Annotated in this window: 23 protein-coding genes; 10 read left to right on the forward strand and 13 right to left on the reverse strand. The window is 68.3% G+C overall.

The annotated features are described in order from the left end of the window. Positions 1 to 161 precede the first annotated feature (161 nt). From LWW89_RS11425 to LWW89_RS11455, 7 genes are all read right to left on the reverse strand, one after another. On the reverse strand, positions 162 to 806 hold the full coding sequence (locus LWW89_RS11425; RefSeq protein WP_293264234.1) for a DUF2889 domain-containing protein: 645 nt from the start codon (positions 804 to 806) through the stop codon (positions 162 to 164). After that, positions 796 to 1566, reverse strand: coding sequence for a nitroreductase (locus tag LWW89_RS11430; RefSeq protein WP_293264236.1), 771 nt, complete (start codon positions 1564 to 1566; stop codon positions 796 to 798). The genes LWW89_RS11425 and LWW89_RS11430 overlap by 11 nt, the downstream gene beginning before the upstream one ends. 64 nt (positions 1567 to 1630) lie before the next feature. Beyond that, on the reverse strand, positions 1631 to 3091 hold the full coding sequence (locus LWW89_RS11435) for a sigma-54 dependent transcriptional regulator (RefSeq protein ID WP_293264238.1): 1461 nt from the start codon (positions 3089 to 3091) through the stop codon (positions 1631 to 1633). Next, the gene (locus LWW89_RS11440; RefSeq protein WP_293264240.1) at positions 3088 to 5055 is read right to left on the reverse strand and encodes an ATP-binding protein; all 1968 of its coding nucleotides are present in this window, start codon (positions 5053 to 5055) and stop codon (positions 3088 to 3090) included. The genes LWW89_RS11435 and LWW89_RS11440 overlap by 4 nt, the downstream gene beginning before the upstream one ends. 118 nt (positions 5056 to 5173) lie before the next feature. Then, the gene (locus LWW89_RS11445) at positions 5174 to 5968 is read right to left on the reverse strand and encodes an ABC transporter ATP-binding protein (protein WP_293264242.1); all 795 of its coding nucleotides are present in this window, start codon (positions 5966 to 5968) and stop codon (positions 5174 to 5176) included. A gap of 20 nt (positions 5969 to 5988) precedes the next feature. Next, the gene (locus tag LWW89_RS11450; RefSeq protein WP_293264244.1) at positions 5989 to 6804 is read right to left on the reverse strand and encodes an ABC transporter permease; all 816 of its coding nucleotides are present in this window, start codon (positions 6802 to 6804) and stop codon (positions 5989 to 5991) included. 13 nt (positions 6805 to 6817) lie between these two features. Beyond that, entirely contained in the window at positions 6818 to 7810 is a 993-nt protein-coding gene (locus tag LWW89_RS11455) for an ABC transporter substrate-binding protein (protein WP_293264246.1), read from the reverse strand. A 404-nt stretch (positions 7811 to 8214) separates the two neighbouring features. On the opposite strand from LWW89_RS11455, the gene LWW89_RS11460 reads away from it, so the two are divergent. Together LWW89_RS11460 and LWW89_RS11465 are read left to right on the forward strand one after the other, a co-directional pair. Then, a complete protein-coding gene (locus tag LWW89_RS11460; RefSeq protein WP_293264248.1) occupies positions 8215 to 10275 on the forward strand; it encodes a methyl-accepting chemotaxis protein in 2061 nt (686 codons plus the stop codon). Positions 10276 to 10875: 600 nt separating this feature from the next. After that, positions 10876 to 11388, forward strand: a complete 513-nt coding sequence (locus LWW89_RS11465) for a hypothetical protein (RefSeq protein ID WP_293264250.1) — start codon at positions 10876 to 10878, stop codon at positions 11386 to 11388. Between the two features lie 227 nt (positions 11389 to 11615). Here the strand turns inward: LWW89_RS11465 and LWW89_RS11470 are convergent, their stop codons facing one another. From LWW89_RS11470 to LWW89_RS11485, 4 genes are all read right to left on the reverse strand, one after another. After that, entirely contained in the window at positions 11616 to 12296 is a 681-nt protein-coding gene (locus LWW89_RS11470; RefSeq protein ID WP_293264252.1) for a hypothetical protein, read from the reverse strand. A gap of 154 nt (positions 12297 to 12450) precedes the next feature. Continuing rightward, complete coding sequence (locus LWW89_RS11475; protein ID WP_293264254.1) at positions 12451 to 13341, reverse strand: hypothetical protein; 891 nt, start codon at positions 13339 to 13341, stop codon at positions 12451 to 12453. Between the two features lie 544 nt (positions 13342 to 13885). Then, positions 13886 to 14638 carry a sulfite exporter TauE/SafE family protein gene (locus LWW89_RS11480; RefSeq protein ID WP_293264256.1) on the reverse strand — a complete coding sequence of 251 codons (753 nt, stop codon included), beginning with the start codon at positions 14636 to 14638 and terminating at the stop codon, positions 13886 to 13888. 277 nt (positions 14639 to 14915) lie between these two features. After that, entirely contained in the window at positions 14916 to 15812 is an 897-nt protein-coding gene (locus tag LWW89_RS11485) for a LysR substrate-binding domain-containing protein (RefSeq protein WP_293264258.1), read from the reverse strand. Positions 15813 to 15914: 102 nt separating this feature from the next. On the opposite strand from LWW89_RS11485, the gene LWW89_RS11490 reads away from it, so the two are divergent. Further along, complete coding sequence (locus LWW89_RS11490) at positions 15915 to 17147, forward strand: MFS transporter (protein ID WP_293264260.1); 1233 nt, start codon at positions 15915 to 15917, stop codon at positions 17145 to 17147. Between the two features lie 52 nt (positions 17148 to 17199). Then, positions 17200 to 17637: a PaaI family thioesterase gene (locus tag LWW89_RS11495; RefSeq protein WP_293264262.1), complete on the forward strand. Its 438-nt coding sequence runs from the start codon at positions 17200 to 17202 to the stop codon at positions 17635 to 17637. 81 nt (positions 17638 to 17718) lie between these two features. Here the strand turns inward: LWW89_RS11495 and LWW89_RS11500 are convergent, their stop codons facing one another. After that, positions 17719 to 18261: a hypothetical protein gene (locus LWW89_RS11500; protein WP_293264264.1), complete on the reverse strand. Its 543-nt coding sequence runs from the start codon at positions 18259 to 18261 to the stop codon at positions 17719 to 17721. A gap of 301 nt (positions 18262 to 18562) precedes the next feature. Continuing rightward, on the reverse strand, positions 18563 to 19624 hold the full coding sequence (gene purM / locus LWW89_RS11505; RefSeq protein ID WP_293264266.1) for a phosphoribosylformylglycinamidine cyclo-ligase: 1062 nt from the start codon (positions 19622 to 19624) through the stop codon (positions 18563 to 18565). 188 nt (positions 19625 to 19812) lie between these two features. Between purM and hda the strand changes: the two genes are divergently transcribed. The 6 genes from hda (at position 19813) to LWW89_RS11535 (ending at position 24420) form a co-directional block, all read left to right on the forward strand. Continuing rightward, entirely contained in the window at positions 19813 to 20460 is a 648-nt protein-coding gene (hda, locus tag LWW89_RS11510) for a DnaA regulatory inactivator Hda (RefSeq protein ID WP_293264268.1), read from the forward strand. Positions 20461 to 20477: 17 nt separating this feature from the next. Beyond that, positions 20478 to 21149: an HAD family hydrolase gene (locus LWW89_RS11515; RefSeq protein WP_293264270.1), complete on the forward strand. Its 672-nt coding sequence runs from the start codon at positions 20478 to 20480 to the stop codon at positions 21147 to 21149. Between the two features lie 145 nt (positions 21150 to 21294). Continuing rightward, positions 21295 to 22671 (forward strand): polynucleotide adenylyltransferase PcnB, encoded by a 1377-nt coding sequence (gene pcnB / locus LWW89_RS11520; RefSeq protein WP_293264272.1) that lies wholly within the window; start codon positions 21295 to 21297, stop codon positions 22669 to 22671. A 59-nt stretch (positions 22672 to 22730) separates the two neighbouring features. Beyond that, positions 22731 to 23351, forward strand: coding sequence for a 2-amino-4-hydroxy-6-hydroxymethyldihydropteridine diphosphokinase (folK, locus tag LWW89_RS11525; RefSeq protein ID WP_293264274.1), 621 nt, complete (start codon positions 22731 to 22733; stop codon positions 23349 to 23351). Further along, a complete protein-coding gene (locus LWW89_RS11530) occupies positions 23348 to 23728 on the forward strand; it encodes a DMT family protein (RefSeq protein WP_293264276.1) in 381 nt (126 codons plus the stop codon). The genes folK and LWW89_RS11530 overlap by 4 nt, the downstream gene beginning before the upstream one ends. 11 nt (positions 23729 to 23739) lie before the next feature. Then, on the forward strand, positions 23740 to 24420 hold the full coding sequence (locus LWW89_RS11535) for a deoxynucleoside kinase (RefSeq protein ID WP_293264278.1): 681 nt from the start codon (positions 23740 to 23742) through the stop codon (positions 24418 to 24420). Positions 24421 to 24423: the final 3 nt, after the last annotated feature.

Genomic DNA, 24423 nt, shown 5'->3' on the forward strand with positions numbered 1-24423 from the left:
GCCGCTTCACCATCGGCAGACCGGAAAGGCGCCCCAATGCTCATTCTTGGCGCAGCCACCCTGAAGACTCGCGCCCATGGCCGCACTCCGGGCAGGCACCTCGCAGAGCCTTTATCCATGCGCCTTTTCAGCCCATACCCGCGCCGGCCGGGGCAGCCGCCTCACCAGCGCGCCCGCACCTCCGCCGGCCAGCGCATGGCGACGATTTCGCCGTCGCGGCTCAGGGCGTGGCAGCCGTCCACCAGGGGCGGCTTTTCCTCGCCGGACATGCCCTGCCCCGCCGCCTCGCGGCGTTCGGCCAGGAGCGGCCAGATGGTCTGGAAGGCAGTGGTGGCCACCGGGCCGAGCAGTTCGGTGAGGTGGGTACAGCCCTTCACCCCCGCGAACATTTCCTTCACCCGGCGGGTGAAGCCCGGGCCGATGCGCAGGCCCACCAGGGCGTCGTAGGCGGCATTGACCTCGCTGCACACCCGGTAGGGGCTCTGCTCGGTGAGGGCACGGGCGTCGCGGATGAGCAGGTCGTTGTCCACCGTCAGGCACAGGGTCATGCGGTGGATGCCCTCGCCGGCGGGAATGTGGCCCCGGTGCACGGTGTGGAAGGGGTAGGTCTTGGTATCGAGCAGGCTGCCCTCGATCTCCCACAGGCCATCCTCCCGCTCGTAGCCGCGGCACACCACTTCCCGGGTGTGGGTCAGGCGGCGGGGCACGTCCCGGGCGGGACGAGGCTGGGCGGCAGAAGTGGCAGGGGCGTCGGATCCGGCCACCTGGGCGGCCAGTTCCGGGGTGAAGCGAACCTTAGAATCCATGAAAACTCCCGAAGGCGGCCACCGGCTCCCGGGTGCTCACCAGGCGGTTGGCCGGTTCGTCCGGGTCCGGGTGGCCCAGGGCCATGGCGCACACCACGATCTGGTCGTCGGGGATCGCCAGGTGCTGGCGCAGGATGCGGTGGTAACGGGCGAAGGCCTGCTGGGGGCAGGTTTCCAGGCCGTAGGCGCGGGCGGCGATCATGGCGTTCTGCATGAACATGCCCAGGTCGATCCAGCTGCCCACCGACAGGTCCCGGTCCAGGGTGAATACCAGGCCCACCGGGGCGCCGAAGAAGCTGAAGTTGCGGCCGCGCTGGCGGTGCATCTTGTCGTTTTCGCCCCGGGCGATGCCCACGGCGCCGTAGAGGGCCCAACCCAGGTCGCGGCGCCGCGCCAGGTAGGGGTCGCGCCACTTTTCCGGGTAGTAGCGGTATTCGTCCCGGTACTGTTCGCCTGCCGCCGGATCGCCCGCCTCGGCGTCGTGGGCGGCGAGCACGTCGGCGCAGATGGCGTCGCGCACCGGACCGGCGCAGACGTGCACCTTCCACGGCTGGATGTTGGAGCCGCTCGGCGCCCGGCTGGCCACCGCCAGGATGGCTTCCACCGTTTCCCGGGGCACCGGGTCGGGGAGGAAGCCGCGCACGCTGCGCCGCGCCAGGATGGTGGAGAGCACCGCCCGCCCCTCGGGCGGGGCGGCGGACAGATCAAGGCCGGCCGGCAGCAATGCCGACAGGGCGGCCGGGTCGTGGGGATGGCCCATGGGGACTCCTTTGCTTCTGCTGGGGATGCGCCGCCGTGGCGGCGCTTGTAGTGGTTATGTGCAGCTAGGCGGCCGGCCCGGCGCGGAAGCGCTCCGGATCGATGCCGTGGCGGTGGAGTTTGTCGTAGAGGGTCTTCTTCGGCAACTGCAAGCGTTCGGCAGCCCGGGACACCTGACCGCCGCATTGGCGCAGGGCGGCCTCGATGCAGCGCTTTTCCACCGCGTCCATGCGCGCCGCCAGCCCCAGATCGGCGGCCGCCGGCGAGTCCGCAGCGTCGCCCATGCCGCCCATGCCATCCATAACGCCGCCCGATGCCGCATCCCGTGGTGCGGCCGGGGGCAGCAAGGCCGCCAGCCCCAGGGCCAGCCGGTCGGCGATGTTCTTCAACTGGCGCACGTTGCCCGGCCAGTCGTAGGCCTGCCAACGGGCCACCAGCTCCGGGTCGGGATCGGGCACCGGGCGGCCGTAGCGCTGGGCCGCCTGGCGGCAGAAGTGGGCCATCAGCAGGGGGATGTCCTCGCGCCGCTCGCGCAGGGGCGGCAGGTCGATGGTCACCACGTTGAGCCGGTAGTAGAGGTCGGCGCGGAAGCGCCCGGCGGCGCTCTCGGCCTCCAGGTCGGCCTTGGACGCGGCCACCACCCGGCAATCCACCGGAAACAGGGTATTGCCCCCCAGGCGCTCCACCACCCGCTCCTGGAGCACCCGCAGCAGCTTGACCTGAAGCGCCAGGGGCATGGATTCGATCTCGTCGAGGAACAGGGTGCCGCCGCTGGCGTGTTCGATCTTGCCGATGCGGCGCTTGCCCGCCCCGGTGAAGGCGCCGGCCTCGTGGCCGAAGATCTCGCTCTCGAACACCGATTCGGGCAGGGCGCCGCAGTTGAGGGCCACGAAGGGCCCCTTGCGCCCGCTGGCGGCGTGCAGGGCCCGGGCCACCACCTCCTTGCCGGCACCGGTCTCGCCGTTGATCAGCACGTCGACCCCGGTGGGGGCCACCGCCTCCACCAGCCGGCGCACCTGCTGCATGGCTGGGGACTGGCCGATCAGCCCGGCCAGGGGGTGGTTGTCCTGGTCCGCCAGGCGCTCCTTGAGGCGGCGGTTCTCCAGGATCAGGGCGCGCCGGTCCAGGGCGCGGCGGGCCGATTCCACCAGCCGGTCCGAAGGAAAGGGTTTTTCGATGAAGTCGTAGGCCCCCTGGCGCATCGCCTCCACCGCCATGGCCACGTCGCCGTGGCCGGTGATCAGGATCACCGGCAGGTCCGGGTCGCGCTGGCGCAGCTCGGCCATCAGGGACAGGCCGTCGCGGCCGGGCAGGCGCACGTCGGTGACCACCACCCCGACGCCGTAGGCCGAGGGGGCGGTCACCAGGGCGGCGAGGGCGGCCTCGGCGTCGGCGAAGCCCTGCACCGGCAGGTCGGCCAGGGCCAGGGCCTGCTCGCAGCCGTGGCGCACCACCGGGTCGTCCTCGACCAGGAAAACCGCAAGGGCGGTATCGGCGGATGGCGGGGGCAGGGAAACGGCGCTCATGCGGCGGGCAGCTCCAGAATGAATTCGGCGCCGCCCTCGGGGCGGTTGCGCGCCGCCAGGGTACCGCCGAAGCTCTCGGCGATGGTCAGGGAAATCGACAGGCCCAGGCCCAACCCTTCACCGGCGGGCTTGGTGGTGAAGAAGGGCTCGAACAGGCGGGGCAGCACCTCGGCGGGAATGCCCGGCCCCTGGTCGGCGATGGCAATGCGCACCAGGCTGGCGGGCGCCTGGCCCGGCGCGCCCTCCTCGGCCACGTCCCGGTAGGCGGGCACCCGGGCCACGGTCACCGCCAGGCGGCGCGGGGTGCGGGGCGCGGCTCCCTCCCCTTCGCCCTCGGCGGGCAGGTCGGCCAGGGCGTCCAGGCCGTTGCGCAGCAGGTTCACCAGCACCTGCTCGAGGCGCACCGGGTCGGCCAGCACCCGGGGGGCGGGGTCGGGCACGGCCAGGGTGATGGCCGCGTCCAGCTCACGGCGGCGCAGTTCGACGATGAACAGGGCGTGGTCCAGGGCCTCGCGCACCGACACCGGCACCAGTTCGTCCTGGCCGCGCCGGGCGAAAGCTTTCAGCTCGCCGACGATGCGCCCCATGCGCCCGGCCAGCTGGCTGATCAGGCGCAGGTTCTCCACCGCCCCCTCGGGCTTGCCCCGCTGCAAGAAGGCCACGGCGTTGTCGGACAGGGTGTTGAGGGCGGCCAGGGGCTGGTTCAGTTCGTGGGTGATGCCGGCCGCCATCTGCCCCAAGGCCGCCAGGCGGCCGGCCTGGAGCGCCCGGTCCTGGGTGGCGCGCAGGATGCGCTCGGCCTCGGCCTGGGCGTCGAGCTGCTCTTCGAGGCGGACGTTGGTGGCGGTGAGCAGGGCGGTGCGCTCGGCCACCTTGGCCTCCAGCTCGGCGTGGGCCCGGGCCAACTCGGCCCGGGCGGCGCGCCGCTCCTGCAAGCGCGAGTGGCGCTGCCAGGCGAAGAAGCCCAGAGCGAGCAGGAAGGCGGTGGCAAAGCCCAGGGCGGTGGCCCGGGCGGCCGCCAGGCCGTAGGCTCCGGCCAGGTCGGAAAAGAGCACCAGCCGCCAGCCCAGGGGGCCCACCGGCAGGGTCTGCATCAGGGCGTCGCGGCGGCCGCCGGCGTTGTCCCACAGGGTGATCGGCCGGGCTGGGCTGTCGAAGCTCAGGGCCTCGCTGGCCTTCACCGGCAGCAGGGGATAGGGGCCGTACTGGCGGGTTTCGCGCAGCTCGGCCTCCACCGCCGCCCCCAGGGGGGCCAGGGAGCGGTAGCGCCAGTCCGGCAGACTGGCGAGGAACAGCACGCCGTGGGCATCGGCCAGATTGAGGGCGTCGCCGCTCTCGCGCCAGGCGGCCTCGAAGGCGGACAGGCTGACCTTGACCACCACCACGCCACGGATCGTGCCCGCCTCCTGGACCGGCGCCGAGATGAAGTAGCCCGGGTCGCCGGTGGTGGCGCCGACGCCGTAGAAGCGGCCGGGGCGACCTTCCATGGCTTCACGGAAGTAAGGGCGGAAGGTGTAGTGCTGGCCGAGAAAGCTCTGGGGCGTGGCCCAGTTGCTGGCCGCCAGGGTCAGGCCGGCGGCGTCGATCAGATAGGCGGCGGTGACCCCGGCGCGGCCCTGGACCAGTTCCAGGTAGCGGTTGACCGTATCGACCCGGGCCGGGTCGGCGGGATGGTCGAGGAGTTCGTGGAGGCGGTGGTCCTGGGACAGGACGAAGGGCAGGGTTTCGTGCCGGGCCAGGGCGTTTTCCAGGCTGACGGCGTAGGCGCCCAGGCGCTGGGCGTTGGTGTGGGCCAGCTGGTCGAGCTGCCAGACCGCCAGCAGACGGTAGCTGCCCAGGCCCACGGCCAGGCAGACGGCCAGGGCGAGCAGGCCGGCCAGGGCGCTGCCGCTGGGGAAAAAATGCCTCCCCGCCGCGACGCCGCGGGCGGGGAGGAAAGGGGGTAGTCGGAAACGGGGATTCAAGGGGACGGACGGAAATCGGGGGGCCGGAGCGCCGGAACGCGAAGCAGTGGAGCCGGGCCGGAGCCAGGCCGTGAAGCGGCGATTTTACCGCCCCCCGGCCCCGGCGCCCCGACGCCCGTCAGTCCACCGCCGCCAGCTTCAGCTCGTCGGCGGCGTGGCGCTGCTGCTCTTCCATCACCAGGCGGCCCAGCTCGCGCTTCAACTCGTTGAAGGCCGGATCGGCCGGGTCCCGGGGACGGGGGATGTCCACCCACTGGTCGCGCTTGATGGTGCCGGGACGGTAGGTCATGACCACGATGCGGTCGGCCAGGTAGATCGATTCCTCGATCGAGTGGGTGACGAACAGGATGGTCTTGCCGAACGCTTTCCAGATGCGCAGCAGTTCATCTTGCAGGTTGCGCCGGGTCAGGGCGTCCAGGGCGCCGAAGGGCTCGTCCATGAGCATGATCGGCGAATCCAGGGCCAGCACCCGGGCGATGGCCACCCGCTGGCGCATGCCGCCGGACAGGTCCTTGGGGTAGCGGTTGCGGAAGTCCTTGAGGCTCAGGGTATCGAGCAGGCTGTCCACCTTGGCGGCGATCTCGGCCTTGCCCAGGCCCTTCACTTCCAGGCCGAAGGCGATGTTCTGGGCCACGGTCATCCAGGGGAACAGGGCGTACTCCTGGAACACCATGCCCCGCTCCGGCCCCGGGCCGGTGACGGGCACGCCGCTGGCGGTGATGGTGCCGCTGCTCGGCAGGGAGAAGCCGGCCACCGCGTTGAGCAGGGTGGACTTGCCGCAACCCGAGGGGCCGAGCAGGCAGACGAACTGGCCCGGCTCGATGGTGATGTTGATGTCCTTGAGGGCGACGACGTCCTTTTCCGGGGTGCGGAACACCTTGTTCACCCCGGTGACGATGATTTGGCTGGACATGGTTCTCTCTCCTCGGCCGATCAGTGTTCCAGGCCGCGGTGCCAGCGCAGCAGGTAGTTGTTGAGCGTGTTCATGGCCACGTCGAGGGCCAGGCCGAGCAGGCCGATGGTGATCATCCCGGCGATGATCTTGTCGGACCACATGAACTCGCGCGCCTCCAGGATGCGGAAGCCCAGGCCGTCGTTCACCGCGATCATCTCGGAGACGATCACCACGATGAAGGCGGTGCCGATGCCGATGCGCATGCCGGTGAGGATGTAGGGGGTGGCCGCCGGCAGGATCACCCGGGTGAACATGGTGAGGGGCTTGACCCCCAGGTTGCGGGCGGCGCGCAGGTAGATGCCGTCCACGTGGCGCACCCCGGCGATGGTGTTCATCAGCACCGGGAAGAAGGCGCCCAGGGAGATGAGGAAGAACGACGGCGGGTTGCCCAGGCCGAACCACAAGATCGCCAGGGGGATGTAGGCGATCGGCGGGATCGGGCGCAGCACCTGGACCAGGGGGTTGAACAGGTCGTAGATGCGCGGATTGGCGCCCATCAACAGCCCCGCCGGCAAGGCCAGGCCGGCGCCGATGGCAAAGCCCACCAGCACCCGGAACATGCTGGCGTAGGCGTCGTGCAGCAGTTCGCCGGAGAACGCCCAGGCCAGGTAGGTGCCGGCGGCCGGGTCGAAGGGCTGGGCCGGCAGCAGGGACTGCCACCACTTGAGGGCCACCGCCGACGGGGCCGGCAGCACCACCTCCGAGACCAGCCCGGCCCGGGCGCAGGCTTCCCAGATCACGAGCAGGATCACCGGCACGATCAGGCCGTGGAGGATCGTCTTGAAACGCTTCATGGGGTGCCGCTCCTTACTTGACCTTGAGGTCGGCCTTGGCCTTTTGCAGCAGGTCCAGCTTGACCCACTCGGACGCCTTGGGCGGCTTGCTCATGCGGCCCACGCCGTACTTCTGCATGAAGCCGGTGGTGGTGTCGATGTGCTCCAGGGACACGTCGTAGGTGTAGGCGGCGTTATCCATGGCGTCCTTGAAGTCCTGGGGCGAGATCTGACCCTTGAACATCTGCTCGCGCACGTACTTCTCGGCCAGGTTCATGTCCTTGTTGAAGGTGGCGGTGGACTCGACGAAGCACTTCATGACGCGCTGGGCCACGTCCTTCTTGTCGTTGTAGAGCTTCTCGGACATGACCAGCAGGCGGTACGGCTCGCCCATGGCGGTATCGTAGGGCTTGACCACCTCGACGCCGAACTTCTTGTTGATGGCTTGCGACGACTGGGGCTCGGACTGGCACATGGCGTCGATCTGCTTGGCGGCCAGGGCCTGGTTCAGGTCGGCGAAGGCCAGGTAGACGATCTGCACGTCCTTGCCCGGCTTGTCGGACCAGGTCAGGCCGTTCTTCTCCAGCTCGGCCAGCAGCAGCAGTTCCTGGGCGCCGCCGCGGGTCACGCCCACCTTGCGGCCCTTGAGGTCCTTGACGGTCTTGATGCCGGTGTCGGCGCCGGCCACGATGCGGGCGCCGCCCTTGGCGAAGCCGGCCACGGTGTAGATGGGCACGCCGTTGGCGCGGCCGGAGATGGCGCCGTCCGAGGCCAGGGCGGCGATGTCGATCTCACCGGCGACGATGGCCGGCATGATGTCCGGGCCCTTGGGGAACATGCGCTCCTCGATCTTGACGCCGTACTTGCCGCACACCTCCTTCATGTAGGAGACGGCGCCGTAGTGGGCGAACTTGAGGTTGCCCAGGCGCACCACGTCTTCGGCATGGGCGGCGGAAGCGGACAGGCCGGCGGCCGGCAGGGCGATGGCGAGGGCGGCGGCAATCGTGAGCTTGGCGTGTTTGCGCATGGAAATCCTCCTTTGGCGTTGTCTGCAATGTCGGGATAAGGCGCCCGGTTCACGTCCGGGTCGGCTCGACGGGAGGTTCATTGCACGGCCCGTGCCAGGTCTTATAGAAGAGGCACAGAGGATTGTTTCATAAGCATTTCCGTTTTCCTGCAATGCCCGGACCACAGGATTTTGACGCCCGGCGACGGGCGGAATTCCGCAAACCGCGTGCGGATTTCCGCACAACCGCACCGGCCGTGCGGATCGCCGCACGGTTTTTACCCGGGATTTACCCCCCTCATCGCCCCCGTCTTGCGACAGATCAAAACGCTGTCTTGCAAAACCTGGCATAAGCCCAGCAGGGCGATGACATCGCCATCCATACAAAACACTGGCCGAACACGGCCACCCGGGAGGAGACGCCCATGACCGCATTGCCCCCGCCGCCCCAGGGCGGCAGCCCCGGCACGCCCCGTGCCGGCGCGCCCCGTCCGAGGCGCGCTTCCGTTGCCGCCAAACTCAGCCTGATCCTGGCGGCCAGCCTCACCGTGCTGCTGCTGGCCGCCGCCTACGGCCTGTCCCAGTTCCTCAGCGCCAAGCTCGAAGCCCGGGCCCTGGAATCCCTCAAGGCCACCAACCGCACGGTGATCGACATGATCGACGCCTACAACGGCGGCCTGACCCAGACGGTGGAACGGCTCGGCCGGGTGTTCGCCAGCCACTACCCGGACGCCTTCTCCGTGGACGGCGACGGCGTCCTGCATCACGGCCGCACTCCGATCACCGCCCGGGACACCGCCATCCCCGACCGCTTCACCGCCGTGGCCGGCACCCCGGCCACGGTGCTCACCCGGCGCGGCGACGACTTCCTGCGCACCTCCACCTCGATCGCCGACGAAAAGGGCCAGCGGGCCTCGGACGTGCCCCTGGGCGCCAGCCACCCGGCGGTGCCGAGCCTGCTCAAGGGCCAAACCTACACCGGCAAGGCCAAGATGCTGGGGCGGGATTTCATGACCCACTACATCCCGATCAAGGATGCCGCCGGCCAGGTGATCGGCGCCTTCTTCGTCGGGCTGGACTTCACCGACGGCCTGGTGGCGCTGAAGAAAAAGGTGCTGGCGATCCGCATCGGCGACACCGGCTACCCCTACGCGGTGGATACCGCCGGGGGCCGGGCCGTGCTGTCGATCCACCCGGCCAAGGAAGGCACCGACCTGCACGATGCACGGGACAGCGACGGCAAGACCTTCATCCAGGACATGCTGCGCCAGGGCGACGGCGTCATCACCTACTGGTGGCAGAACCCGGGTGAGGCCGATCCGCGGGAAAAAGTGGTGGCCTTCGACCGCTACGCTCCCTGGGGCTGGACCATCGCCTCGGGCAGCTACCTCAACGAATTCAACGAAGAAGGCCGCCGCACCGGCCAGGGCCTGATGCTGGTGGCCCTGCTGTTCGTGCCGCTGGTCTTCCTGATCGTCTGGAGCGCCGCCCGACGCTGGGTGGCCCGTCCCCTGGAAGCGGCGGTGCGGGCTGCCAACCGGGTGGCCGAAGGCGACTTCACCGCCCGGGTCGAAGCCGCCGGCCGCGACGAGATCGGCGACCTGATGGCCGCCCTGGCGGCCATGATCAAGCGGCTGGGCGGCACCATCACCGGAGTGCACCAGGCCGCCGGCGCGGTGGCCAGCGACGCCGGCCAGCTGCGCACCTCCGCCGGCCGGGTGGCCCAGAGTTCGGAGGAGCAGAACGACGCCGCCACCTCCATGGCCGCCGCCGTGGAAGAAATGAGCGCCAGCATCGCCCTGATCGTCGAGCACGCCGAAGAGGCCCACGCCATCTCCAGCCACTCCGCCGAGGTCTCCCAGGAAAGCTCAGCCACCATCCAGCAGGCGGTGGGGGCCATGAACAGCATCGCCGATACGGTGCGCCAGGCCTCCGGCACGGTGGAGCAGCTGGGCCGGGAATCGGAGGACATCTCGGCCATCGTCAACACCATCAAAGAGATCGCCGACCAGACCAACCTGCTCGCCCTCAACGCCGCCATCGAGGCCGCCCGGGCCGGGGAAGCGGGCCGGGGCTTCGCCGTGGTGGCCGACGAGGTGCGCAAACTGGCCGAGCGCACCAGCCAATCCACCCACGAAATCGGCGCCATGATCGAGCGCATCCAGAACGGCACGCGGGCCGCCGTGGCGAGCATGAACCAGGGGGTAGACCAGGTGGCCGGCGGCGTGGAGCTGGCCGCCGCCGCCGACGCAGCCATCAACCGCATCCGTGAAGGCTCGGCCCAGGTCACCGCGGCAGTCGCCACCATCACCGCCGCCATCCAGGAACAGAGCAACGCCAGCGCCAGCGTCGCCCAGGGCCTGGAAAAGATCGCCGGCATGACCGAACGCAACACCACCGACGCCCAGCAAAGCGCGGCGGCGGCGGAAGAACTGAACGCCGTGGCGGCACAACTGCGCAGCACGGTGGAGCAGTTTCGGGTTTAGGCATTGCCAGAAGCGCGCCCCGGAAACCTAGGCAGGGCAAGGAGTTTCATGAGGTCATTTTGAAACCCCGCGCCAGTACTTGGTCTCGGGGCATATGCCCTGCAATGCCAATGGCAAATCTGGTAGCGTGCGCATATGCAGGTCTACATAGCGCGCAACCTCGCCTCCTTTGGTCGTTTGACGTCGCGACAACGCCGGATGGCACCGATTGGCCCTATGTCAGCCACTTCCTTATTTTCAGCTACGTTACTCGACTCATAACTATGTACTGTCCCCATTGCAACGCATCAACGCTTGATACAAGCCAAAAATGCCATCAATGCGGCATGAGCTTAATCGCATCTACAGTAGGCGGTTCAGAATCCATTCTTCTTCTGGACAGAAAAATCCACGCAAGACTAGGGAGAAGAATTGGTAGTTTTCTTGGGCCACTATTCTTCATCGCCTTATCCCAAACAGCTCTTGATTTTCTGTACTTAGATAGACCGCAAATCATTGCTGGAGCAACCGTTAGTGCCGCCATAGGTGCACTTCTTGGCCATTGGCTAGTTCACCGCCATTACCACACTAATTACCTGCTCTAAGCACAGCCAATCGCTCGTGCTCACTTACCCCCACTCTGCGAAACCCGGGGCGATTCGCACCTTCACGTTAGATACAACCAATGGCAATACATTTCTGGAACACACATCGAGTCGCATTGGAATTGGCAGCAGCCCATTCATCGTCACCCCAAGTTCCGGCTGGCTTTATTGGTATGAGTGTGTACTTGTCTTGGTTGTCACCGTATTTGGGCTCATCCGGTGCAGAGAGCAGTATCAAGAGGAGACTGGCACCCGCCTGCTTGAGGCGGTCACCATTCTAGGCGTCCCACTGGGCATCAAACTCATTGCTTTCACATGGCTAGCCTACGCTGGATTCGGCAGGGGACTATCTTGGTTAATCTCTGGAATTCAATTGGAACCAGATTCACCTCGGGCACTAATCGAGTTCTTTATTAAATCGGCCTACAGCTTCTACCCATTCTTAATCCCGGTACTCGGTGTTGCCGCTTACTACATGCGCTTGGCTACTCACCTAAAAACCATCACTACCAAAACCTACGGCACCTAACAATCCGATCAAGCAGACCTGCCGAACACCTACTTTGCGCTTCCTCCTGCACCTCGCACGGCAGTCCGCTTACCTCGGGCACTGAACATTGGCTTTTCCTGATCAGCCAGGTCCGCAGTGGGTCGCAAGCAATCGCCGGACTCAAATCTGAAGCCGTCATTCATCAATGGCTGGCCGCGTAAGGAGAGTGCCCGACCAGGGTCAGCCAGACTGGCAGCCAGCCCCTCCTATTTCTCCACCCTTCCCATCCCCGCCGCCTCAATCAACCTCTCGACGCCCCACCCCACCCCAAGCAGCAGCAATCGGGTGTGCAGTGCATCGCGCACCCGCGGCGCCACCACCCGGCCCAGATAGCGCGGCGGCTTGGTGGAAACGTCCACATAGCCCAGCGGATGGCGCCGAGCCAAGGCGTGCCACAGGGCATGGGCACCAGGGGATTGGCGGGCGCCGCTGAGGAGGCAGATGCCGCGCCCCAGGGCCCATTCGTAGACGGCGCTGCATAGCCCCTGGCGCTGGTAGGCCGGGGCGTATTTGGAGTGGGGGGAGCGCAGGTAGGGGTCGGCGCGGCGGCCCACTTCGATCAGCCGGTTGAACACGGTGTAGCCGGCCAGGCAGCCGTTGCGGGTGTCCTGCACGTAGACGTAGTGCTCGCCGTCGGCTTCCCGGTGGCGCAGCACCAGCCCGGGGGCGGGGCCGGGCAGGGTAGCGCAGTCGTGGAGGGGGTCGCACGGGGTGCCCAGGCGGCGGTGCAGGGCGTCGAGTTCGGCCACCAGGGTGGCCGGGCTGGGCTGCACGTCGATGCGCAGCTCCAGGGGTTTCCAGTCCAGACGAGCCCAGGGCGGCCAGGCGATGGGCAGGGGCGGCAGGGAGTGAAGAAAGGGCAATAGGGTCACGGGCAAGGTAGTCATGGCGGCTCCTGGCAGGGGAAAACAGTTTTGGGGGTTGCGGGGCGGCGATCCGGGGACGAGCGGCGGCGCCGGACCTGGGTCCGGGCGGGGCCGGGCAGTCCCATCGCCCGCCCCCAGTTCATCCCGCGCATCCCGTACATTTCGGACATTCCGCTCAGACCGGGCAGGCGCCGGCCCAGCAGCCGCTCATCAGGGCCTCGGGGCGGGTTGCGGCGCAGACCCGGGCGCTGGCGTCCCAGGCTTCCACCGCTACGTCCAGCCCGGCGAAGATGCCGAAGCCGCTGCCGGCGCGGATTTCGCCCAGGGCATGCAGGCTCTCACCGGCCCGGATCGCGCCCTCGGCCACCATGTCGCCGCCGGCCCGGATGCCCCAGCCGGCTTCCAGGTGCCGGGCGGCGCGGATGTCGCCGCCGGCGACGATGCCGCTGCCGGCGCGCACCGTGTCGGCCCCGGCGATGCTGCCGCCGGCGCGCAGGCTCTTGCCGCAATAGACCGGCCCGGCCACCACCAGGTCCTGGCCCACATGGGCGCTGCCGTCCACCCGCAGATCGCCCCCCACCTGGACGTCCCAGGCGGCGCGCAGGTCGCCGCCCACGGCCAGGTCGGCGGCGCAATCCACGCCCCATTCCACCCGCAGGTCGCCGCCCACCCGGGCCGCACCGTCGCAGCGCAGGCCGCCACCGGCCTTCACGTCCTCGCCGGCCACCAGGGCGGTGCCGGCGCGGATGCTGCCGCCAGCGACGATCGAACGGCCGGCCCGGATCAGGGTGTCGGCCTCGATGTTGCCGCGCACCTCCAGGGTGCCGGCGAAGACGATGGCGTCCGCCCCCAGGCTATCCACCGCCAGCACCCCGTCGGTGGGGCCGAACTGGTCGAGCAGCCAGCAGGCGTCGTTGACTCGGCCGGCGGCGACCAGGGCGTCGAGCAGTTCCTGGTAGTTGCTGCCCTCGTGGTGATGGCGGATGAACCAGCGGAAGCCGTCGGCGCAGGGGCGCTTGGCTTTGACGAAGTTCTTGGTGATGTCGAAGGTTTTGGCGAGATCCATGGCGGTCCCCGTAAGCCCGGTGCGCCGGCCAAAGCAAGGGGCGGCGCGGGGCGGGATGTGGCGGTGGGCAGCCCGGAAGGGATCGGGCGGATCGGGCGGGTCCGGATGGACGGGGGCCGTGGCGGCCAGGGCCGCGGCGATCCGGATCGGGGCGCCGGCGTGGCGGACGCTCCCAGGCTGCACGTTGAACAAGGGGCGGTGCGCGCGAAAGCGGCCGCGGCCTTGGGCAAGGCGCCGTGCGGGGGGAGATGCGGGCCGGTCAGCCCTGGTGGGTGCCCCGCACGGCCTTGGAAAGCACTGCGGGTGACCCTGGAGCGGCGAAGGCAGGTGCGGGGATGAGGCTCCACTGGCGCGGCCGGCGGCAAAGCTGGCGCCCACCGACCGTCACGCCGCGGCGGGCGTACCGGAGGTCGGTGGCAGGAGCGAGGGGCATCTGCGGAGTGAGAGGGGCAAAGCGGGTGAAGCGGAAGGCCGGAGTCTACGCCATCGGCGCCGTTCGGGCCAGCCGGCCCCGGCCATCCCGCCCGCCACCTCCCTAGCTACCCTAGCCGCGCTGCATCAGCTGCGGCAGCGACGAGGCCAGCAGGACCACCCCGGACAGGGCCAGCAGGCCCAGGACGATGCGGCGGAACAGGGCTTCGCTGATGCCGGCGTAGAGCCGCGCGCCCAGCAGGGTCGGCACCAGCACGACGGCAGCCACCACGGCGAAGAGCGGCACCATGCTGGGGGTGACGACACCGGTGGCCAGGTAGGTGCCCATGGTCACCAGGAGCACGGACAGGTTGAAGTTCTGGATGATCGACCGCTGCACGTCCTTTTCGTAGCCGCGCAGGGTGCACCACAGCGTCGGCAAGGTGCCGGAAAGCCCACCCAGGCCGCCCAGGATGCCGCCCGCCAGCCCCACCACGCCGTCGGCCAGGCGCCCGCCGACGCTGATGCCGGGCAGGCGGCCGATCACCAGCATCGCGGGGCTCCAGGTCACCAGCAGCGCCCCGAGGGCGACCTTGAACCAGAGCACATCCAGGCGCGGCAGCAAGGCCACCCCGAGGGGGATGCCCACCAGCCCGCCCAGCACGAAGGGCCACAGGCGCGTCAGGTCGAAACCGCGCCGCACGGTGACGGCAGCCAGAATCTGGCCGACGAGGGAGCCGAACACCACCAGCGTCGCCGCCAGCCGGGGGTCCAGCACCCAGACCCAGAACGACATGGCCACCAGCCCGAAGGCGAAGCCCGACAGCCCTTGCACGAAGCCGGCCACCACCGCGCCGATGACGACGACGAAAAATCCCGATTCCATGACCACTGTCGAATCTGTCCCCTGACCCCGTCCCCATGCCGCCGTGCCGTCCTGGCGCGGACCAGGCAAATGGAACCCCCGCATTCTGACATCCTTCGGCCGCCCCCCGCCGCCCCCGCCTTTGTGGCAGGCCGCGCCCCATACGCCCACAACTCGCCCACAACTCGCCCGCAGCTCCGTGGCCGGCATTGGGGCGGACTCGGTGCCCGGGGCCTGGACTCTCGCCCCGTCCCATTGCACCCCGCCCCATTGCCCCCAGCCCCCTGCGCCTCCGGTTTCAGGTGCCGGCGTCGCGGCCGGCCTCGGCGATGAACCAGGCCTTCACCGCCGCCGCCGCGGGCCGCAGGGCCTGGGTCCGGGGATGGACCAGGTAGTAGCCGTTAACCAGGGGCAGGGGGCAGTCGAACGGCTCGACCAGGGTGCCGGCGGCCACTTCCTCGCGCACCAGCAGGGGGCTGGTGAGGACCAGGCCCTGGCCCTGGCGGGCGGCCTCGATGGCGGTCAGGCTCTGGTCGAAGTGGATGCGCGGCAGGGCCATCGCCTGGGCGCCCCCCAGGCCGGCGAAGCGGGCCAGCCAGCGTTCCCAGTGGGCGTGCATGGTGGTCACCAGCAAGCTGGCCCGGGCCGCGTCGGCCGGCGCCGCCATGGCCAGGGCCGCCGCGTAACCGGGGGCGCAATACACCCGAGCCTCGTCGTCGTAGAGCCGGGCGGTTTCCAGGCGGTGGTCGTTGCCGTCGAAGTAGCGGATCGCCAGGTCGATGGCCTCCCGCTCGAAATCCACCAGGGCGGCGGTGGCGTTGAGGTGCAGTTGCAGGCCGGGGTGGGCGGTGAGCAGCCCGGCCATGCGGGCGGTGAACCACTTGGCGGCGAAGCTGGGGGGCATGGACAGCCACACCCCGGCGCTGCGGCTGTCGCGCAGCTTCTGGCTGGCGTCGGCGATCTGGGCCAGGGCCGGCTGGATGCGCGCCCAGTAGGCCAGGGCCTCGGGGGTGGGGTGGATGGCGCGCACCTGGCGGATGAACAGGGCGGCGCCGAGCCAGGCTTCCAGCTTCTGAATCTGCTGGCCGATGGCCCCCGGGGTGACCGACAGTTCCGCCGCGGCAACAGAAAAACTATTGCTGCGCATGACGGCATCGAAAGCTACTAAGGACTTTAGCGGTGGCAGCGGTTTCATGGCATAGAAAATCTATCGCATAACGCATATTAAATCAGTTGTCGCAGCGCACAACGGCCACCACAATCAGAGCGTCGCCTTCGCGGTTTTCGAGGTCCCCGCATGTTCCACTCACTGCGCCAGCCCCGCGTGCTGGCGGTCACCCTGGCCGCCGCCGGCATCCTCATGGTCACCATGGGCATCCGCCAATCCTTCGGCCTAATCGTCAGCCCCCTCAATACCTCCACCGGCCTGGGCATCGCCACCATCAGCTTCGCCCTGGCCCTGGGCCAGTTTGCCTGGGGGGCGATCCAGCCCATCGCCGGCGCCGTGGCCGACCGCTACGGCCCCCGGGGCGTGCTCATCGCCGGCATCCTCGTGCTCGCCCTGGGCTGCGCCCTCACCCCCTTCGCCACCAGCGGCTTCGCCCTGGCCGTGACCCTGGGGCTGCTCGCCTCCATGGGTTCCGGCGCCGGCAGCTTCTCGGTGCTGATCGGCGCGGCGGCCCAGCGCCTGCCGCTGGAATCCCGGGGGGCGGCCTCCGGGGTGATCAACGCCGGCGGCTCCTTCGGCCAGTTCGTCTTCGCCCCGATCCTGCAAAAGCTGATCCAGTCCTTTGGCTGGATGGGCGCCCTGTGGGCCATGGCCGTCGCCACCCTGGCGGCCCTGCCCCTGGTGGGCAAGCTGACTGGGCCCAGCCACGCCGCCGATACGGCCCACGGCCACGGCGGCGCCAGCCAGGACAAGGGCCTGGGCGCCGCCGTGCGCGAGGCTCTGGCCGACCGCAGCTACCTGCTGCTGCACGCCGGCTTCTTCACCTGCGGCTTCCACATCGCCTTCCTGGTCACCCACCTGCCCGGGGAGATCGACCTGTGCGGCCTGCCCCCCTCGGTGGCCAGCTGGTCCCTGGCGATCATCGGCCTGGCCAACATCGCCGGCAGCCTCTACGCCGGCGGCTGCATCGCCCGCTACCGCAGCAAGCACGTGCTGGCGGCCATGTACGCCTCCCGGGCGGTGCTGATCGGCGCCTACTTGCTGATGCCGCGCACCGAGTGGGCCTATTACCTGTTCGCCGCCGGCCTGGGCGTCACCTGGCTGGCCACCGTGCCGCCCACGGCGGCCATCGTCGGCAAGCTGTTCGGCACCCGCTACCTGGCCACCCTGTTCGGCCTGACCCTGCTCTCGCACCAGATCGGCGGCTTCCTCGGCGCCTGGCTGGGGGGCCTGGCGGTGACCCGCTTCGGCGACTTCACCTGGATGTGGTACGCCGACATGGTGCTGGCGGCCCTCGCCGCCCTGGCCAACCTGCCGATCAAGGAAGCCCCGGTGCTGCGCCCGGCGGCCCAGCCGGCCTGACCGTTCAATTCATCCCCGCCCCACCCCGACAGAGTTATAAGGAGACCCACCCATGAGCCGTCTGCGCCCCGAAATTTCCGTCGCCGAACTCAACGCCCGCGGCGGCGAGTACCTGCCGGGCTTCCTCGGCGTCGAGATGGTCGAGCTGGCGGAAAAGCGCCTCACCAGCCGGATGCCGGTGAAGAAGCTGCACTTCGCCCCCAACGACTTCCTCCACGCCGCCAGCATCGTCGCCCTGGCCGACACCACCTGCGGCTACGCCACCATCGCCCACCTCCCCGAAGGTGCCGAATCGTTCACCACCATCGAACTGAAGAGCAACCACCTGGGCACGGTGCGCGACGGCGCCGTGGCCTGCGTCGCCACCGCCCAGCACCTGGGCCGCACCACCCAGGTGTGGGACGCAGTGGTCTCCGACGAAACCACCGGCCGCACCATCGCCCTGTTCCGCTGCACCCAGATGATTCTTTGGCCGAAGGGGAGAGCTTAAAAACACTACAGCCTGGTCAGAAATAGATTAAAAAAACCCAACTCTTAGCAACCTGGCTATCAACAAGAGGGAAGACCTAATCTACTGCACCAATAACGGCAAAAAATCAGGAGCCCCTACCATTTTTGCAACCATTCTTTTTACTGCTGGGACATAAGCATCGGCAACCTCTTGGCAAGCTTTATAAGCACCAAAAGAAGAGGTTTTGAAGTCGTACTTCTCTCCGATATCAAATTCTTTCCCATTAGACGAAGTTACCTTCACCCTGACCATCCACCATGGATCCGAAAAAGCCCCGGTAGACGTAAAAGCCAACATTTTCACCTCACCAAACAACGCCACCTTCGCCCCCCTTTCATTCGCCAGACCAGAACGCCTAATCTCTTCAGCGAGAGCCGACTGAATGTATGACTCAAAGGTTGCCCTGTCAGGCGGAGCTATTTTTCCAGCAGCCCGACAATTATCATCAAAAAAGGGCGGGGCCTTAAACGGAGCAATTGTAATATTCTCAATGACAATAGGCTTTTCTATTGACTGACGGTCAACATTAAATCGCCTAGAGGGGGATGAGGAACATGCAGAAAGCACTGCCACAACCAAACACAGCGCCACCAATCTAATCATTTTACAGACCCTTTTAAATTGTCATAAAAAATCAAAACAGCTTCAGCACCAGAGAAAAATAAAAAATACTTCACCCCTCCAACCTCTTAACCCTCCAGCAAGCGCCATCGCCCTATAAAACACAAGCATAATTTTAAAGGCAAAGATGGTGCATCAGAACCACTCAAGGTCATAAATACTTAATCGTTTGATAAGTAGAAAAAACGCCAAGGGCGGCCCGGAATTACTTCCGGGCCGCCCTTGGCGTTTGGGGCGCTGCCACGCCGGCCAGGCCGGCGTAGCGTGCAGTCTTGGAGACTGCTTAGCGCACCTGGGTCTGGTGCTCGTCGCCGTTGCGGGCGCGGATGGTGCCGATCTGCCAGACGGCTTCGCCGGCGGCTGCCAGGGCGGCCTGGGCGGCGGCGGCCTGGGCGGCCGGGACCACGATCACCATGCCGATGCCGCAGTTGAAGACGCGGTGCATCTCGTCCTCAGCCACGTTGCCTTCGGCCTGGAGCCACTGGAACAGCTTGGGACGGGGCCAGGCGGACTTGTCCAGGTCGGCCACCACGTTGTCGGGCAGGACGCGGGGTACGTTCTCGGTGAGACCGCCGCCGGTAATGTGGGCCAGGCCCTTGACGGCCTCGGGCATGGCGGCAAGCAGGGCCAGCACCGACTTCACGTAGATGCGGGTGGGGGCCATGATGGCGTCGGCCAGGGTTTTGTCGCCGTCGAACTTGGCATCCACGTCCGGGTTGGAGCGGGCCAGAATCTTGCGCACCAGGGAGTAGCCGTTGGAGTGGGCGCCGGAAGAGGCCAGGCCGAGCACCACGTCGCCGGGGACGATGGTGGAGCCGTTGATGATCTTGGACTTTTCCACGGCGCCGACGGCGAAGCCGGCCAGGTCGTATTCGCCGTCCGGGTACATGCCCGGCATCTCGGCGGTTTCGCCGCCGATCAGGGCGCAGCCGGCCTGTTCGCAGCCGGCAGCGATGCCGCCCACCACCCGGGCGGCGGTGTCCACGTCGAGTTTGCCGCAGGCGAAGTAGTCGAGGAAGAACAGGGGCTCGGCGCCCTGGACCAGGATGTCGTTTACGCTCATGGCCACCAGGTCGATGCCCACGGTGTCGTGGCGGGCCAGCTCGAAGGCCAGCTTGAGCTTGGTGCCAACGCCGTCGGTGCCGGACACCAGCACCGGCTCCTTGTATTTCTTGGGCACCTCGAACAGGGCGCCGAAGCCGCCGATGCCGGCCATGACCCCTTCCCGCAGGGTCTTTTTCGCCAGGGGCTTGATGCGGTCGACCAGGGCGTCGCCGGCGTCGATGTCCACGCCGGCGTCACGGTACGAGAGCGAGGAGGAAGAGGAAGGAGTCTGTTGGGTCATGGCGAAGCGGACGAAAATGAAGTCGGAAGGGGCGCCGCGCGGGCGAGGCGCCCGGCGGGCTGACTGGATGGAAGGATGAACGTGGGAGGCGGGATGTTAGAATCCGGCCCTCGGCGCCCTTGCGGCCAGCCCCCTGAAAACGCGTGATTTTAGCTCAAAACCCCGCTCCCCCCCAGCCAGCCCTCCCCATGCGTCAACTGCTCCTCGACCTGATGCCCGCGGCACGGCCCACCTTCGACAACTTCGTCGCGGGCGGCAACGCCGAGTTGCTGGCCGGCTTTCACAGTTGGCTGGGCGAGCGCAGCCGGGAACCCCTGTTCTACATCTGGGGCGAGACCGGCAGCGGCCGCACCCACTTGCTGCGCGCCAGCGGCGCGGTGTACCTGGATGCCGCCGCCGACCCGGCCCTGGCCGTCTGGCCCGATGATGTTCCCTTCGTCGCCGTGGACAACGTGGACGCCCTGGACGCCACCGGCGAGCAGGCCCTGTTCAACGGCTTCAACCGGCTCAAGGCCGAAGGCGGCAAGCTGCTGGTGGCGGCCCACCAGCCCCCCGCCGCGGTGGGTCTGCGCGAGGACCTGCGCACCCGCCTCGGCTCCGGCCTGATCTACCGGGCCCAGGTGCTTTCCGACGCCGAGAAGGGCGCCGCCATCGCCGCCCAGGCCGCCGCCCGGGGCCTGGCCCTGCCCGATGGGGCGGTGGACTACCTGCTGCGCCACGCCCCTCGGGACATGGGCTCCCTGTCGGCCATCGTCGTCGCCCTCGACCGTTTCTCCCTGGAGCGCAAGCGCCCGATCACCCTGCCCTTGCTGCGCGAAGTGCTCCACTCGACCTGATTCAGACTCAACGCCCCATGGAACTTGCCCTCTTCGACCTCGACAACACCCTGCTCTCCGGCGACTCGGACTACGAGTGGGCCCAATTCCTGATCGGCAAAGGCGCCGTGGACGCCGAAATCCAGGAGGCCAAGAACAAGGCTTTCTATGAGCACTACAAGGCCGGCACCCTGGACATCGACGAATTCCTCGCCTTCCAGCTCGCCCCCCTGGCCCGTCACGAGCGGGCCGAACTGGACGCCTGGCACGCCGAATACGTGGCCAGCCGCATCCGCCCCCTGATCGGCACCCCGGCCCGGGAACTGGTGGCCCGCCACCTGGACGCCGGCCACCTGTGCGCCATCGTCACCGCCACCAATTCCTTCGTCACCGGCCCCATCGCCCGGGAATTCGGCATTCCCCACCTGATCGGCACCATTCCGGCGGTGGACGTGCCCAGCGGCCGCTTCACCGGCGCCCCCACCGGCATTCCCTCGTTTCAGGCCGGCAAGATCACCCGGGTCGAAGCCTGGCTCGAATCCCAGGGCCTGTGGTGGGGCAGCTTCGCCAAAACCTGGTTCTACAGCGACTCCCACAACGACCTGCCGCTGCTGGAAAAGGTCAGCCATCCGGTGGCGGTGGACCCGGACCCGACCCTGCGCGGCCGTGCCGAGCGGGACGGCTGGACCGTGCTCACCCTGCGCGGCTGACCCGCCGGGGTGCATACCGTGCTGCCCACATTGCCGCTTACCAAGCGCCCCGCTCCGGCGTACACTGCGCCCCATTTTGTGCACTGCACGGATCGGCCGCCCGTTACATGCTGACCGGCGCCCCACCGACCCAGAATCCACCACGATGATCCGCAAGCTGATTACCCGTGCCATCACCCGCATCCGCGGCCCGAAAGGGGCCACGGCCCTCGTCACCGAGGCCGCCCGGATTGGCCGGTCCTCCCACGGCATCGACCGGGACCAGCTCTCCTACGGCGGCCGCCGCGTCTGCGAGGTGCTCCAGGAGAACGGCTTCGAGGCCTTCGTCGTCGGCGGCGCGGTGCGCGACCTGCTGCTCAGGCGCGACCCCAAGGACTACGACGTGGCCACCAACGCCACGCCGGAACAGGTCAAGCGCTGCTTCCGCCGCGCCCGCATCATCGGCCGGCGCTTCCAGATCGTGCACGTGGTGATCCGCGACGAGATCATCGAGGTCACCACCTTCCGCGGCCTGCACGATTCCGAGACCGACGAGCACGGCCGGGTGCTGCGCGACAACGTCTTCGGCAGCCAGGCCGAGGACGCGGCGCGACGCGACTTCACGGTCAACGCCCTGTATTACAACCCGGCGGACGAAACCATCCTCGACTACCACCATGGCGTGGCCGACCTGAAGCAGAAGACCCTGCGCATGATCGGCGACCCGGCGGTGCGCTACCGGGAAGACCCGGTGCGCATGCTGCGCGCCGTGCGCCTGGCGGCCAAGCTGGGCCTGGTGATCGACCCGGCGGCGCGCCGGCCGATCCGCGAGATGTCCGACCTGATCGAGAACATCCCGGCGGCGCGCCTGTTCGACGAGATGCTCAAGCTGCTCACCTCGGGCCACTCGCTGCAATGCCTCAAGCAGCTGCGCGACGAGGGCCTGCACCACGGCCTGCTGCCACTGCTCGACGTGATCCTGGAGCAGCCCCGGGGCGAAAAGTTCGTCAAGCTGGCCCTGGAAGCCACCGACCGGCGGGTCAAGGAAGACAAGCCCATTTCCCCGGGCTTCCTGTTCGCCACCCTGCTCTGGCATGAAGTGCTGGCCCAGTGGGACAAGAACCTCAAGCGCGGCGAGCGGCGCATCCCGGCCCTGATGGCGGCCATGGACCAGGTGCTGGAAAAGCAGTGCCAGAAGCTCGCCATCACCCGGCGCATCGCCGGCGACATCAAGGAAATCTGGATGCTCCAGCCGCGCTTCGAATCCCGCGCTGGCAAGCGCCCCTTCCTGCTGCTCGACCAGCCCCGCTACAAGGCGGCCTACGACTTCCTGCTGCTGCGCACCGCCTCCGGCGAGGTGGAACAGGAACTGGCCGACTGGTGGAGCGCCTTCATGGCCGCCGAGTACGACGAGCAGCAAGCCATGCTGGTGCCCGACAAGAAGGGCGAGGGCGATGGCGCCAAGAAGCGCCGCCGCCGGCGCAGCAACAACCGCAAGGGCGGCGGCGACGGCGCCGGCTCCCCCGAGCAAGCGCCCCAGTGAGCCACGGCGGGGCCCGCGGCCCCGCCCGCCACCCGCAGCCCCTCCCCTCCGGCATTGCCATGGCCGATCTTTCCCTTTCTTCCCCGCTCCTGCCCCACCGGGCCTTCGTCGCCCTGGGAGCCAACCTGGGCGACCCGGCGGCCCAGGTGCACGCGGCCCTCGCCGCCCTCGACCAGTTGCCCGGCTGCCGCCTGGCGGCGGCCTCCAGCCTGTACCGCACCGCCGCCATCACCGCCAACCCGGGCGAAGTCCAGCCGGATTACATCAACGCCGTGGCCGAGCTGGCCACCGACCTGCCGCCGCAAGCCCTGCTGGCCGCCCTGCTGGCCCTGGAATCCGCCGGCGGGCGCACCCGCCACCACAGCCATCCGCGCTGGGCGCCGCGCACCCTGGACCTGGACCTGCTGCTCTACGACGGCCTGGCCGGCCTGTGGCCGGCGGTGCCCGCCCCGGCCACGGCGGAGGCGGCCTCCGCCGATAACGGCACCGACCTGGCGGCCGACCTCGCCACCGGCGCCCTGCCCACCCTGCTGCTGCCCCACCCGCGCCTGCACCTGCGCGCCTTCGTGCTCACGCCCCTGGCCGAGATCGCCCCGGACCTGGCCCTGCCCGGCCGAGGCACGGTCGCCGCCTGGCTGCCGGCGGTGCGCCTGCAACAGATCGAACGGCTGCCGGCATGACCCCGTTCCAGAACGCCGCCGCCCTGGTCATGGACGCCCCGGTGATCCTGCGCACCGTGCTGTTGCTGTCGGCGTCCAACGTGTTCATGACCTTCGCCTGGTACGCCCACCTGAAGAACCTGGCGGACCGTCCCTGGTGGCTGGCGGCCATGGTTTCTTGGGGCATCGCCCTGTTCGAGTACCTGCTCCAGGTGCCGGCCAACCGCATCGGTGCCAGCCAGCTCAGTCTGGCCCAACTCAAGATCCTCCAGGAAGCCATTACACTCACCGTCTTCGTGCCCTTCGTGGTCTTCTACATGAACCAGCCCCTCAAGCTCGACTACCTGTGGGCGGCCCTGTGCCTGTGCGGGGCGGTGTACTTCATCTTCCGCTCGTGACTGGAGCGCCCATGGCCGGAATCCACATCCCTTCCTCTCCTTCGTCTCCCCTTGCCCAGGCCCGCCACATCGTGGTGGAAGGCCCCATCGGCGCGGGCAAGAGCACCCTGGCCCGGCGCCTGGCGGAGCACCTGAACGCCCGCCCGGTGCTGGAAGACCCGGAGGCCAATCCCTTCCTCGGCCGCTTCTACCAGGATCGGCACCGCTACGCCCTGCCCACCCAGTTGCACTTCCTGCTCAAGCGCCACGACCAGTTGGCCGCGTTGCAGGAGCACCTGCTGCCGGCGGAGGCCACCCCGGTGGTGTGCGACTTCCTGGCCGACAAGGACGCCCTGTTCGCCCGCATCAACCTGAGCGACGAGGAACTGGCCCTGTACCAGCGCCTGAGCGAGCGTTCGCCCCTGCCCCAGGTGACGCCCGACCTGGTGATCTTTCTCCAGGCCGCGCCGGAAAACCTGATCGCCCGGGTGCGCCGCCGCGCCAGCGCCAGCGAACGCACCGTGGACGACACCTACCTGGTGCGCCTGGCCGACGCCTACAGCCACTTCGCCTACCACTACGACGCCTGTCCGGTGATGATCGTCAATTCCGACAATCTCAACTTCGCCGACCGGGACGACGATTTCCACCTGTTGCTGGAGCGGCTCGGCCAGCAGCGCAGCCACCGTGAATTCTTCAACCTGGGAGGTTGATCC

The sequence above is a fragment of the Oryzomicrobium sp. genome, assembly GCF_021287045.1.
In the GTDB taxonomy this organism is placed as follows: Bacteria; Pseudomonadota; Gammaproteobacteria; order Burkholderiales; family Rhodocyclaceae; genus Oryzomicrobium.